Genomic DNA, 12300 nt, shown 5'->3' on the forward strand with positions numbered 1-12300 from the left:
AACGGCGACGGCGCCCGACTCACCACCTGCCACTCCTCAGAAGTCGCGGTAGTCACGCGCGACTACCGCGACTTCTGGAGGATGGAGTGGATGGCGAGGCGGCCGCCCGGGTGGGGTCGGGTGTCAGTGGCGGGCCGGGGGAGCGCGCGGGTCAGACCGCGCTGCCGTCGCTCACGTTGGCGAGGTCCTCCTCGAGGCGGCCGATGCGGGGAGCGCGGCGCTCGAGGAGGGCCATCGCGACGAAGCCGAGGCCGCAGCCGAGGAACCAGCTGTAGTCGCCGAGCCAGGTGAACGACGGTCCGCCCGCCTCCTCGATCCAGCGCGGCACGAGCACCGAGAGGACGGAGGGGACACCGCCGATCACGGTGGCCCAGACGGCGTTGGGGTTGAAGCCGCGGGAGAACCAGTAGCGGCCCTTCTCGCTCATCGTGTAGAGGTCGTCCACCCAGACGCGCTGGCGGCTGACCAGGTAGTAGCCGGCGATCAGGACGCCGAACAGCGGGCCGATCAGGGCGCCGAGGATGCCGAGCGTGTAGTGGATGGCGGTGTCGTTCGAGTACCAGTTCCACGGGGTGAGCAGCACCGAGCCGACCGCCGCGATCATGCCGCCCATCCGCCAGCTGATCTTCTTCGGGTTGACGTTGGAGAAGTCGAACGCGGGCGAGATGAAGTTGGCGACGATGTTGATGCCGATCGTCGCGATGACGAAGGTGAGCCCGCCGAGCAGGACGGCGAACCAGGTGTCGATCCGCTCGACCGTCTCGATCGGATCGGTGATCAGCTCGCCGAAGACGGGGACCGTCGCGGAGGCGGTGATCACGGTGAGCAGGGAGAAGAAGAGGAAGTTGATCGGCAGGCCGAGGAGATTGCCCTTCTTCACGGCGCGGTAGCTGCGGGCGTAGCGGGAGAAGTCGCCGAAGTTGAGCATCGGGCCGGAGAAGTAGGAGACGACCAGCGCGACCGCCGAGATCATCACCGGGATCGACGACGCGAGGTCGAGGACCTCGCCCGAGCCGAGGTTGAGCGAGATGTTCTCCCAGCCGGCCTGCGAGACCAGGTAGATCGCGAGCACGAGCATCACGACGTAGACGGCCGGGCCGGCCCAGTCGATGAAGCGGCGGATCGATTCCATGCCGCGCCAGAAGAGCGCGGCCTGCGCGACCCAGAGGATCGAGTAGGAGAGGTAGCCGAGTGCCGAGAGGCCGAGGAAGGACGCCTCCGGGGTGTTCCAGGAGGCGAGCGCCGGGAAGAACTTGAGGAACACGATGTTCAGCGACTGCGCGGCGAGGTAGGTCTGGACGCCGTACCAGGCGATGGCGATGAGCCCGCGGATGATCGCGGGGATGTTCGCGCCGCGGACGCCGAAGATGGCGCGGTTGATCACCGGGTAGGGGACGCCGGTCACCTGGCTGGGCTTCGCGACGAGGTTGCAGAAGACCTGCACGATGACGATGCCGACCACGAGGGCCACCAGCACCTGCCAGCCGGCGAGGCCGAGGGCGAAGAGCGAGCCGGCGGTGACGTAGCCGCCGACGCTGTGCACGTCGGACATCCAGAACGCGAAGATGTTGTAGCTCGACCAGCGCTGCTTGACGAGCGGGGCGAGGTCCTCGTTGGCGAGGCGGTCGTCGTAGCCCGGCTTGACGAGCGAGGGGCCGGCGAGGCCGGCGCTCTCGGCGGGCGCTGCGGGCGAGGGTTCGATGCGGGGTGCGGTGGCGCGGTCGGTCATGGTGGATCCACCTCTCGGGCGGGCGTGCGCGGGTCGGCGCACGGAGCGGATGTGTCAGGGTGGTCGAGGCGGTCGGCCGAGGCGATCGGCCGCCTCCGCGCGAGCGGTGGGCGTTCGGATCGTGTGAAGTGATGACTTCACACGGGAGAACCTAGGGCTCCGCGCGGCGGGGTTCGTTTCGCGCCCGTTACAGCTGTGTGACGATCACCGAGGAGAGGACGACGCCCCGCATGCCGACCGACGAGATCGCCCCCGATCCCGCTCCCGGCGCGGCTCCGGACGTCGCCGGCGTCCTCCTCGAGACGGGCCCCGAGGGCGTCGGCGCGCGCCTGCGCGAGCTGCGTCTCGCGTCAGGGATGTCGCTGCGCGCGCTCGCTCGCGAGCTGGGCATCTCCGCCAGCGCCGTCTCGCAGATCGAGCGCGGGGCGATGCAGCCGTCGGTCGGGCGCCTGATCGCGATGGTCGGCGCCCTCGGCGTGCCGCTCTCCGCGGTCTTCGACACGACCGCCGCCGGGGCGTCGGCGCCGGCGTCCACTCCGGTGCCCACTCCGGTGCCGCCGACCGAGGGCGCGGCTCCGGCGATCACGACGGCGGTGGTGCGCGCGGGGGAGGTCGCTCCGGTCGTGCTCGAGGGCGGCGTGCTCTTCCGCCGGCTGGCGCCCCGGCCCGTCGACGCCGTCGACTTCTTCGAGTCGACCTACCCTCCGGGGGCGACCTCGACCGCGCACCGCCGGTTCCTCCGGCACGACGGCGTCGAGATCGGGACCGTCACCCAGGGCGAGCTCACCGTCGAGTTCGAGGACGAGACCGTGGTCCTCTCGGCGGGCGACGCGATCACGTTCCCGTGCGAGCGCGGCCACCGGATGATCAACCGCGGCTCCACGAGGGCGGTCGCGACCTGGTTGATCGTGCACCGCTGACGCGGCCCGCCGCGCCGCCATCCCGGTATGGCACAGTGACTGCATTCCTCCACAGGGGGGAGGTGCCGGGTGCCTGTCCACACCCTCCGGGGATCCGGTCGGGGGGCCCGCCTCGATGTCGGTGCCGCCTGGTGTGCTGTGCGCCTCGAACGATTGGTGCGGAACATGGATGGACGACAGGACAGGCGAGACGACGACGGCTGCCCCCGCTGGTGCGCGGGGGAGCACGACGAGATCGAGCGCGCGGAGGAGCGGCTGCACCGCTCGCGGGCGCACTCGATCCCGCTGGTGCTCTGGTGCGACGCGGGGGCGGCCGCGGATCCCGTCGCCGCCGTCGTGCACGTCTCGCTGTGCCGGCCGGGAGGCCGGGGCGAGGAGCGGCTGCGGCTCGAATCCGACGGACTCGGCGCGATCGACCTCGACCTCAGCGCCGCGGCGCGCCTCGCGCGCGGCGTCGAGGAGGCGCTGGGGCTACTGGGCCCCGGTGCCGCCCGATGAGCGGGGCGGGTTCGGCGGCAGGAGGTCCGACAGCTCGATGTCGAGGGCCTCGCAGAGCGCGAAGAGCGTCTTCAGCTGCGGGTTCGCGGGCGAGCCCGGCTTCGACTCGCCCTTCTCGAACTTCTGGTAGGTGTAGCCCGCCAGGCCGGCCGCATGGGCGATGCGCTCCTGGCTCTCGCCCTTGGCCATGCGGGCGCGGTGGAGGTTGGTGCCGAGCTCGCGGGCGTAGGTCATCCAGTCGCGTTCGGGGTCAGGTGTGGACATGCTCGCCAGCTTCGGAGAAGAATCGCCCCGGGTCACCCATACTCGCGTGGGTAATTGCCGATGGTCATACGTGCATGACCCTCATCGAGGGGGGAGGGGCCCGCAGGGGCCTCCGAGGCCAGCGCCTAAGATGGCCGGGTGCCAGTGAACCCCGACCTCACCGGGCGCGTGTTCGCGCCGACGGAGCCCTATCAGGTGGGACGCGAGAAGGTGCGCGAGTTCGCGCGCGCCGTCTCCGCGGAGTCCCCCCTCCACCTCGACCCCGCGGCGGCGCGCCGCGCGGGCTACCGCGACGTCGTCGCCCCGCCGACCTTCGCCGTGGTGATCCAGGAGTTCACGCTCGCCCAGCTGCTCGCCGCCCCCGACGCGGGGATCGACTTCAGCCGCGTCGTCCACGGCGACCAGCGCTTCAGCTACTCGCGCCCCATCGTCGCGGGCGACGAGCTGACCGCGACCCTCTCGGTCGCGAGCATCAAGCAGCTCGGCGCGCACTCGATGATCACCACGCAGTCGACCATGGTCGACGCCGACGGCGACCACGTCGTTACCGCCCTGTCCACCCTCGTCGTCAGGGGAGACGAATGAGCGCCGAGCGCCCCCTCCTGTCCGAGCTCACCGTCGGCGACGTCGTCGGCGAGCGGCGCTTCCACCTGGAGCGCGGCTCGCTCGTGCGCTACGCCGGCGCCTCCGGCGACTTCAACCCGATCCACTACCGCGACGACGTCGCGGCCGAGGTCGGGCTGCCGGGTGTGCTCGCGCACGGCATGCTCACGATGGGCACCGCCGTCCAGGTCGTCGTCGACTGGGTCGGCGACCCCGGCCGCGTCGTCGACTACCAGGTCCGCTTCACCCGGCCGGTCGTCGTCGACCCGAAGGAGGGCGCCGAGCTCGACGTCGTCGCGAAGGTCGGAGCGCTCGACGCCGAGGCCGGGACCGCGCGCATCGACCTCGCCGTGACCTTCGGCGGCCAGGCCGTGCTCGGCAAGGCCCAGGCGCGCGTCTCGCTGGCCTGATCGCGCCCCGATGACAGCACCCGCCCTCTCCACCCTCACCACTCTGCGCGTCGGAGGGGTCCCCGAGCGCCTGCTCGAGCCGGCCACCGAGGCCGAGCTGATCGCGACCCTCCGCGAGGTCTGGGCCGACGACGAGCCCTGGCTGCTGCTGGGGGGAGGCTCCAACCTCCTCGTCGGCGACGAGGGTGTCGAGGGGACGGTGGTGCGGGTCCGCACGACCGGCATCGAGCGGCTGGCGTCCGACCTGCCGGGCGCGGTGCACCTGCGCGTGCAGGCGGGCGAGTCGTGGGACGGCCTCGTCGCGGCCACCGTCGAGCGCGGCTGGGCCGGGCTCGAAGCGCTCAGCGGCATCCCCGGGACGGTCGGGGCGTCGCCGGTCCAGAACATCGGCGCCTACGGTCAGGAGCTCTCCGACACCCTCGTCGCGGTCGACTTCCTGGACGAGGGCGCGCACCAGCCCGTGCGGCTGACGGCGGCGGAGCTCGAGCTGGGCTACCGGACGTCCGCCGTCAAGCAGGGTCGACGCGGCGCCGTCCTCGCGGTCGAGTTCGCGCTCGAGGACGTCGGCGGTGCGGGCCTCGGCGCCCCCGTCGCCTACGGGCAGCTCGCCAGCGCGCTCGGCGTGGAACTGGGCGATCGCGTGCCGCTCGCCGAGGTGCGCGCGAGCGTGCTGCGGCTGCGCGGCGCGAAGGGCATGGTGCTCGATCCGGACGATCCGGACACCGCCAGCGCCGGCTCCTTCTTCACCAACCCGATCGTCACAGTCGCGGCCGCGAGCGGTCTTCCGCCGACCGCCCCGCGCTGGCCCGAGACCCCCGCGAGCGAGGCTCCCCTGGTGACGCCGCTCGCCGACGTCGAGGCGGGCGCGCCGATCCGGCTGCCCGCGCCGTCCGCGCCCGACGCGCTCGTCAAGCTCAGCGCCGCGTGGTTGATCGAGCACGCGGGGGTCGCCCGCGGCTTCTCGCTCCCGGGCTCGCGCGCGGCGGTGTCGAGCAAGCACACCCTCGCGCTCACGAACCGCGGCGGCGCCACCGCCGAGCAGGTCGCCGAGCTCGCCCGCTACGTGCAGGGCCGGGTGCTCGCCGAGTTCGGCATCCTCCTGCACCCCGAGCCCGTGGTCGTCGGCACCACCGTCTGACGCGCCACAGACCGCGGGGCGCGCGCCAGCCTGCTGGTCGAGCAGCCCGCGGAGCGGCGCGTCGGGATCCGCCGGCAGCGGTGCCGTCAGGCGTCGCGGCGGATCCAGCGGAAGGTGAGGCGGCTCGCGATCAGGCCGAGCACCAGCCAGATCCCGAGCACGATCGCGACTCCGGCCAGGTCCCACGCGCCGTTCACCTCGGCCTGCTCGAAGTCGGCAGGCAGGAAGACCGCGCGCATGCCCTGCGCGATCCACTTGAGCGGGAAGATGCTCGCGATCGTCTGCAGCCAGTCCGGCAGCGTCGTGAAGGAGAGGTAGGAGCCCGAGATGAACTGCAGCACGAGCAGCGGCGGCACGATGACCGCCGTCGCGCTCTTGCCTGTGCGGGGGAGTGCGGAGACCGCGATGCCGAGGATCGCCGAGGTGGCGACCCCGGCGAGGTAGACCCAGGCGAAGGTCGCCCAGCGGCCGCCGTCGGTCGGCAGCGGCACGGAGAAGGCGGTCGCAGCGACCGCGAGCAGCAGCGCCGTCTGCGCGGCGCTGGTGACGAGCACCTGGCCGAACTTGCCGAGGAAGTAGCTCAGGACGGGCAGGGGAGCGCCCGCGAGGCGCTTGAGCGTGCCGTCGCCGCGCTCGATGGCGATGTCGACTCCGAGGTTCTGCACGCCGGAGAGCAGGATGCCCGCCGCTGCGAGTCCCGGCACGTAGTACTCGGCCATGCTGATCCCTGGATCCTGCGGGTCGGCCTGCATGACCGCGCCGTCACCGAAGGCGACCGAGAAGATCGCGAGCAGCAGGACGGGGAAGAGGAAGGTGAAGAAGACCTGGTCGGGCGCACGGAAGTAGGAGCGCACCTCGTAGCGGGCGCGCGCTGCGCCGAGCCGGAGGGTGCGGCCGACGCCGGTGCGCAGCGCGGGGCGGGGTGCGGTGACGGCGCTCATGCCGGCTCTCCGATCACGTCGAGGGCGGTCTCGCCCGCACGGTCGTCGCGGATCAGGTCGAGGTAGATGTCCTCGAGGCTGGGCCGGAGGACCTCCAGGGCCGTCGGCTCGCCGAGGCGGGCGCTGAGCTCGGCGACGACGCGGGCCGGCTCCGTCGTGCGCCGTCGACGCCGCGCGCCGTCCTCCCGCCACTGCACGATCGGCACGCGGGCCTCCTCGCCGCCGATCTCGTCCATCGGACCGATCGCGAGGAGCCGCCCGCCCGCGATGACCGCGGCCCGGTCGGCGAGCTGGGCGGCCTCGTCCAGGTAGTGCGTCGTGAGCAGGATGGTCGTGCCCTCGCTCTTGAGGAGGGCGACGAGGTCCCAGAACGAGTGCCGCGCCTCCGGGTCGAAGCCCGTCGTCGGCTCGTCGAGGAACACCAGTTCCGGGCGGCCCACGATCCCCAGCGCCACGTCGACGCGGCGGCGCTGCCCGCCGGAGAGCTTGCCGATGCGCGAGCGCGCCTTGGCCGTGAGTCCGACCGCCTCGATCGTCTCGTCGACGTCCCGCGGGCTCGGGTAGAGGCTCGCGAAGTGCGCGATCTGCTCGCGGACCGTCGCGTTGCCCGATTCGCCGCTGGACTGCAGCACGATCCCGAGCCGCGACTTCCAGGCGAGGTCGCCGTGGCGCGGATCCACGCCGAGCACCGAGGCCTCGCCGCCGGAGCGGTCCCGGTACCCCTCGAGGATCTCGATCGTCGTCGACTTGCCCGCTCCGTTGGGGCCGAGCAGCGCGAACGTCTCCCCGCGCGCGATCTCGAACGAGACTCCGCTCAGCGCGGGCGCACCCCCGTAGTCCTTCCGCAGATCACGGACTCGGACGGCGTCGTCAGGCGTCATCCACCCAGCGTGCCCTGTCCCGCCCCCCGAGCCCAGTCATCCGCCCCCGCGAGATGCCACTTGCGCTCCCCCGCTCGGCGTGTCATGCCCACGACCGGCCTCCCGCGAAGCCCCGCACTTCAGGAAGAGACACCGCTCGGGGTCTCCGCAGCAGGGCCGAGCGCAACCGGCGATTCGCGTGCCAGCGAATCGTCGTGCGTGGACGCGGGACGCTCTGCGGAACGCGCCCGCCTCAAACGGCCGACCGCGGCTGATCGACGACGGAGGAGGAGATCAGCTCAGGAACTCCGTCGGCACGGCAGCAGGGCCGAGCGCAACCGGCGATTCGCGTGCCAGCGAATCGTCGTGGTGGACGCGGGACGCTCTGCGGAACGCGCCCACCTCAAACGGCCGACCGCGGCTGATCGACGACGAAGGAGGAGATCAGCTCAACGGAACAGCGCTTGAAGGCGCTTCGCGCCTTCGAGCAGCGCGTCGTCGCCGAGCGCGTAGGAGAGGCGGAGGTAGCCGCTGGGGCCGAAGGCCTCCCCGGGGACGGTGGCGACCTCGGCCTTCTCGAGGATGAGGTCGGCGAGTTCGAGCGAGGTGGTCGGGGTGACGCCGTCCCACTCGCGGTTCAGCAGTCCTCGGACGTCCGGGTAGACGTAGAACGCGCCGCCGGGGGTCGGGCAGTCGACGCCGTCGATCGCGTTCAGGGCGTCGACGATGGCGCGGCGGCGGCGGTCGAAGGCGAGGCGCATCTCCTCGGCGGGCTCCTGCGGGCCGGTGAGGGCGGCGATGGCGGCGCGCTGCGAGATGTTCGAGACGTTGCTCGAGAGGTGCGACTGCAGGTTGGAGGCGCCCTTGATCGCGTCGGCGGGGCCGACCATCCAGCCCACGCGCCAGCCGGTCATCGCGTAGGTCTTGGCCACGCCGTTGACGAGGATCGTGCGGTCGCGCAGCGCGGGGACGGCCTCGACGATCGAGGTCGCGCGCGTGAGCGGGCTCGCGTCGTCCTGCCCCTCGGCCGCGTAGACCAGGTTCTGGTAGATCTCGTCGGCGATGATCCAGAGGCCGTGCTCCTCGGCCCACTCGCCGATCTCACGCGTCTGCTCGGCGGAGTAGACCGCGCCGGTGGGGTTGGAGGGGGAGACGAAGAGGAGGACCTTGGTGCGCTCGGTGCGCGCGGCCTCCAGCTGCTCGACGGTGACCAGGTAGCCCTGGTCCGCGCCGGCGAAGACGTCGACCTGGACGCCGCCGGCGAGCTTGATCGCCTCGGGGTAGGTCGTCCAGTAGGGGGTCGGCACGAGCACCTCGTCGCCGTCGTCGAGGAGCGTCTGGAACGCCTGGTAGACGGCCTGCTTGCCGCCGTTGGTGACGACGACCTGCGACGCCTCGACGGCCCAGCCGGAGTCGCGCGCGGTCTTCTCGGCGATCGCCTGGCGGAGGTCGGGGAGGCCGGCCGCCGGGGTGTACCGGTAGTTCTTCGGGTCCAGCACCGCGGCCGACGCGGCCTCGACGATGTGCTGCGGCGTCGTGAAGTCGGGCTCGCCCGCGGCGTAGGAGATCACGGGCCGCCCCTGGGCCTGGAGGGCCTTCGCCTTCGCGTCGACCTTGAGGGTCGCGGACTCGGCGATGGCGGCGATGCGGGCGGAGATGCGCGTGGTGGAGGACACGACGGCCAGCGTATCGCGCGGGCGCGGAGGGCGGCGGGCGACGGGCTGCGCCCGGCTGGACACGTCCAGCGGGTCCACGTACACTCGTCTGCGGTAGTCGAACGCTGCCAGGATTCACAGCGCCATCCAGGGTGCAGCGCCGTCCAGGTGCAGCGCCCGAGAGGGCCGCGGTGGGGTTCGGAAGAGTTCGGCTCCTCCTCGGATGCTCGCAACGGCATCCATAGGGCGGTGGCTCAATTGGTAGAGCAGCGGTCTCCAAAACCGCAGGTTGCAGGTTCGAGCCCTGTCCGCCCTGCACATCGATGCCCGTCGCACGCGGTCCCCGCGATGCAGCGGTCATCGGTCCAGGACCGCCCACGGGCGGTCGGCCACACCGGAGGTTCCGGTGCGGGAAAGGTGCGTGCAGGTGGCCGGGAAAGCAGTCGACGAGCCGAGCGAGGACGTCGTCGCGATCGCCAATCAGCAGCGCGAGGCGCGGCGCAGTCCGTTCGCGCGCATCGCCCTCTTCATCCGGCAGGTCATCGCCGAGCTGAAGAAGGTCGTCACTCCGACGCGGAAGGAACTCGGCAACTACGTCGTCGTGGTCCTGATCTTCGTCGTGATCATGATGGCGCTGGTGTCGCTGCTGGACTGGGTGTTCGCGCTCGCCGTGACCTACGTGTTCGGCACACCGGCGGCCTGACCCCCGCCACCCGACCCGGGAGCGTCCCGTCCGCACGAGCGGGGGACGCCGACGGCAGCGGCACGCGATTCCCGGACGGGACGCGGCCGATCGATCGAGAGAGAGTTACGAGTGTCTGACAGAAACCGCGACGACGTCGACTGGGCCACCGCCGCCGAGCAGTCGTCCGAGGTCGACGAGGTTCAGGAGGGCGACACCCAGGCTCAGGCCGAGGACGCCGTCGAGCCCGCCGAGGAGGGCGCGCTGAGCATCATCGACGAGAACGAGTCCGAGGACGACCTCGCGTCGGACCTCGAGGCCGCGCTCGACGCGATCGGCTCGGTCGACGACCCCGAGGCCGACTCGGCCGTCGACGAGGCCGCGCACATCGACACCGTCGAGGAGGCCGAAGCGGCCCTCGAGGCCGTCGAGGACGAGGCCGAGGTCGCCGCGGAGGACGCGGAGGCCGAGGGCGAGGACCTCGCCGACATCGACCCGTACGAGGCGTTCCGCGCCGAGCTGCGCGGCAAGCTGGGCAAGTGGTACGTCATCCACTCCTACGCGGGCTTCGAGAAGCGCGTGAAGTCCAACATCGAGAACCGCAAGGTCTCGCTCGAGGCCGAGGACTACATCTTCGAGGTCCAGGTCCCGATGGAGGACGTGGTCGAGATCAAGAACGGCCAGCGCAAGATGGTCACCCGCGTGCGCATCCCCGGCTACGTGCTGGTGCGCATGGACCTCAACGAGGACTCGTGGTCGGTCGTCCGCCACACCCCGGGTGTCACCGGCTTCGTGGGCAACGCCCACAACCCGACGCCGCTGCGCTTCGAGGAGGCCTTCACGATGCTGAAGAGCCTGGTCGAGATCAAGGAGGTCGCGCCGTCCAAGACGGCCGGCGTCAAGGGCCAGAAGCAGGCCCAGCGCGTGCTGCCCGCCGAGGTCGACTTCGAGATCGGCGAGACCATCACGATCAAGGAGGGCTCGTTCGCGGGTCTTCCCGGCTCGATCAGCGAGATCAAGCCCGAGAGCGGCAAGCTCACGGTGCTCGTGTCGCTCTTCGAGCGCGAGACCCCGGTCGAGCTGTCGTTCGACCAGGTCACCAAGCTCTGACGACGGACCCCGTCCGGCCGAGGCCCTTCCCGCACTGTCGGGGAGGGCCTTCGCCGTGTAAGCTCGTACGGGTTTTCGTGTCGGCGCCCGTTCTCGTGCGCGCCGACCGACCCTCCTCCACCGCGATCCGGCCCCGCCGGGTGCGCGGGAGAGCGGCCGGGAGCCCCCGACCACTCGAACCCTGAGAAAAGGAATCCTGAATGGCCCCCAAGAAGAAGGTCACCGGCCTGATCAAGCTCCAGATCAAGGCGGGCGCCGCGAACCCGGCCCCTCCGATCGGTCCGGCGCTCGGTCAGCACGGCGTCAACATCATGGAGTTCTGCAAGGCGTACAACGCGCAGACCGAGTCGCAGCGCGGCAACGTCATCCCCGTCGAGATCACCGTCTACGAGGACCGCTCGTTCACCTTCATCCTGAAGACCCCGCCCGCGGCGGAGCTCATCAAGAAGGCGGCCGGCGTCGCCAAGGGCTCGTCGACCCCGCACACCGTGAAGGTCGCCAAGCTCACCATGGCGCAGGTCCGCGAGATCGCCGAGGCGAAGCAGACCGACCTCAACGCGAACGACATCGAGGCCGCCTCGAAGATCATCGCCGGCACGGCTCGCTCGATGGGCATCACGGTCGAGGGCTAGTCCTCCGCCTTTCCAGAACTCACACCGTGGGAGAGCCCGCCAGGCTCTAGAACCACATTCTCGTTTCAAGGAGAAACAACATGGCACAGAAGTCGAAGGCCTACCGGGCCGCCGCCGCCAAGCTCGAAGAGGGCAAGTTCTACACCGCCGACGAGGCCGTCGCGCTCGCGCGCGAGACCGGCTCGGCGAAGTTCAACAGCACCGTCGAGGTCGCGCTCAAGCTCGGGGTCGACCCGCGCAAGGCCGACCAGATGGTCCGCGGCACGGTCATCCTGCCGCACGGCACGGGCAAGACCGCCCGCGTCATCGTGTTCGCGACCGGTCCGGCCGCTGAGGCCGCGATCGCCGCGGGCGCCGACGAGGTCGGCGGCGCCGAGCTCATCGAGAAGGTCGCCGGCGGCTACACCTCGTTCGACTCCGCGGTCTCGACCCCGGAGCTCATGGGCCAGGTCGGCCGTCTCGGAAAGGTGCTCGGCCCCCGCGGCCTCATGCCCAACCCGAAGACCGGCACCGTGACCCCGGACGTGGCGCGCGCCGTGACCGAGATCAAGGGCGGAAAGATCGAGTTCCGCGTCGACAAGCACGCCAACGTGCACCTCGTCGTCGGCAAGGCCGCCTTCACGGAGGAGCAGCTCCAGGAGAACTTCAAGACGGCTCTCGACGAGATCGTCCGCCTGAAGCCGTCCTCCTCGAAGGGCCGCTACATCCAGAAGGCCGCCGTCTCGACGACCTTCGGCCCCGGCATCCCGCTGGACGTCAACGTCCTGGCCTGAGCCTCGGCACAGCACTGAGCTGCGCAGGCAGTGACAGGAGGGGATCCGCTTCGGCGGGTCCCCTCCTTCGTCGTCCCGGGGGAGC

14 protein-coding genes and 1 tRNA gene are annotated in these 12300 nt (G+C 71.2%); 10 read left to right on the forward strand and 5 right to left on the reverse strand.

Going from position 1 to position 12300, the window contains the following annotated elements; all coding sequences use genetic code 11:
• Positions 1–151: 151 nt before the first annotated feature.
• Positions 152–1729, reverse strand: coding sequence for an NCS1 family nucleobase:cation symporter-1 (locus tag HRK28_RS11275; RefSeq protein WP_173251560.1), 1578 nt, complete (start codon positions 1727–1729; stop codon positions 152–154).
• Between the two features lie 230 nt (positions 1730–1959).
• Between HRK28_RS11275 and HRK28_RS11280 the strand changes: the two genes are divergently transcribed.
• Entirely contained in the window at positions 1960–2649 is a 690-nt protein-coding gene (locus HRK28_RS11280; RefSeq protein ID WP_173251562.1) for a helix-turn-helix domain-containing protein, read from the forward strand.
• Between the two features lie 165 nt (positions 2650–2814).
• Positions 2815–3147 (forward strand): hypothetical protein, encoded by a 333-nt coding sequence (locus HRK28_RS11285; RefSeq protein WP_173251563.1) that lies wholly within the window; start codon positions 2815–2817, stop codon positions 3145–3147.
• Here the strand turns inward: HRK28_RS11285 and HRK28_RS11290 are convergent.
• A complete protein-coding gene (locus HRK28_RS11290; protein ID WP_160090625.1) occupies positions 3121–3411 on the reverse strand; it encodes a helix-turn-helix domain-containing protein in 291 nt (96 codons plus the stop codon). The two genes, HRK28_RS11285 and HRK28_RS11290, sit on opposite strands and share 27 nt — an antisense overlap.
• A gap of 138 nt (positions 3412–3549) precedes the next feature.
• Between HRK28_RS11290 and HRK28_RS11295 the strand changes: the two genes are divergently transcribed.
• From HRK28_RS11295 to HRK28_RS11305, 3 genes are read left to right on the forward strand one after another with little or no spacing between them, the layout of a single operon-like run.
• Positions 3550–3996, forward strand: a complete 447-nt coding sequence (locus HRK28_RS11295) for a MaoC family dehydratase N-terminal domain-containing protein (RefSeq protein ID WP_160090624.1) — start codon at positions 3550–3552, stop codon at positions 3994–3996.
• Entirely contained in the window at positions 3993–4424 is a 432-nt protein-coding gene (locus HRK28_RS11300; protein ID WP_160090623.1) for a MaoC family dehydratase, read from the forward strand. The genes HRK28_RS11295 and HRK28_RS11300 overlap by 4 nt, the downstream gene beginning before the upstream one ends.
• A 10-nt stretch (positions 4425–4434) precedes the next feature.
• Complete coding sequence (locus tag HRK28_RS11305) at positions 4435–5562, forward strand: UDP-N-acetylmuramate dehydrogenase (RefSeq protein WP_173251565.1); 1128 nt, start codon at positions 4435–4437, stop codon at positions 5560–5562.
• Between the two features lie 86 nt (positions 5563–5648).
• On the opposite strand, the gene HRK28_RS11310 is transcribed toward HRK28_RS11305, so the two are convergent.
• The 3 genes from HRK28_RS11310 to HRK28_RS11320 form a co-directional block, all read right to left on the reverse strand.
• Positions 5649–6503 (reverse strand): ABC transporter permease, encoded by an 855-nt coding sequence (locus HRK28_RS11310; RefSeq protein ID WP_173251567.1) that lies wholly within the window; start codon positions 6501–6503, stop codon positions 5649–5651.
• The gene (locus tag HRK28_RS11315; protein WP_173251569.1) at positions 6500–7384 is read right to left on the reverse strand and encodes an ABC transporter ATP-binding protein; all 885 of its coding nucleotides are present in this window, start codon (positions 7382–7384) and stop codon (positions 6500–6502) included. Before HRK28_RS11315 ends, HRK28_RS11310 begins: the two co-directional genes overlap by 4 nt.
• Before the next feature lie 428 nt (positions 7385–7812).
• Positions 7813–9039 (reverse strand): pyridoxal phosphate-dependent aminotransferase, encoded by a 1227-nt coding sequence (locus tag HRK28_RS11320; RefSeq protein WP_173251571.1) that lies wholly within the window; start codon positions 9037–9039, stop codon positions 7813–7815.
• Positions 9040–9261: 222 nt separating this feature from the next.
• Here HRK28_RS11320 and HRK28_RS11325 point away from each other — a divergent pair.
• The 5 genes from HRK28_RS11325 (at position 9262) to rplA (ending at position 12215) form a co-directional block, all read left to right on the forward strand.
• Positions 9262–9334: transfer RNA gene (locus HRK28_RS11325), tRNA-Trp, on the forward strand.
• Positions 9335–9445: 111 nt separating this feature from the next.
• The gene (secE, locus tag HRK28_RS11330; RefSeq protein WP_160090618.1) at positions 9446–9721 is read left to right on the forward strand and encodes a preprotein translocase subunit SecE; all 276 of its coding nucleotides are present in this window, start codon (positions 9446–9448) and stop codon (positions 9719–9721) included.
• A 111-nt stretch (positions 9722–9832) separates the two neighbouring features.
• Positions 9833–10810, forward strand: a complete 978-nt coding sequence (gene nusG, locus HRK28_RS11335) for a transcription termination/antitermination protein NusG (RefSeq protein WP_160090617.1) — start codon at positions 9833–9835, stop codon at positions 10808–10810.
• A gap of 200 nt (positions 10811–11010) precedes the next feature.
• Entirely contained in the window at positions 11011–11442 is a 432-nt protein-coding gene (gene rplK / locus HRK28_RS11340) for a 50S ribosomal protein L11 (RefSeq protein WP_123447822.1), read from the forward strand.
• Between the two features lie 80 nt (positions 11443–11522).
• Positions 11523–12215 carry a 50S ribosomal protein L1 gene (gene rplA, locus HRK28_RS11345; RefSeq protein ID WP_123447821.1) on the forward strand — a complete coding sequence of 231 codons (693 nt, stop codon included), beginning with the start codon at positions 11523–11525 and terminating at the stop codon, positions 12213–12215.
• Positions 12216–12300: the final 85 nt, after the last annotated feature.

This window comes from Rathayibacter sp. VKM Ac-2835 (assembly GCF_013266705.1).
Classification (GTDB): Bacteria; Actinomycetota; Actinomycetes; order Actinomycetales; family Microbacteriaceae; genus Rathayibacter.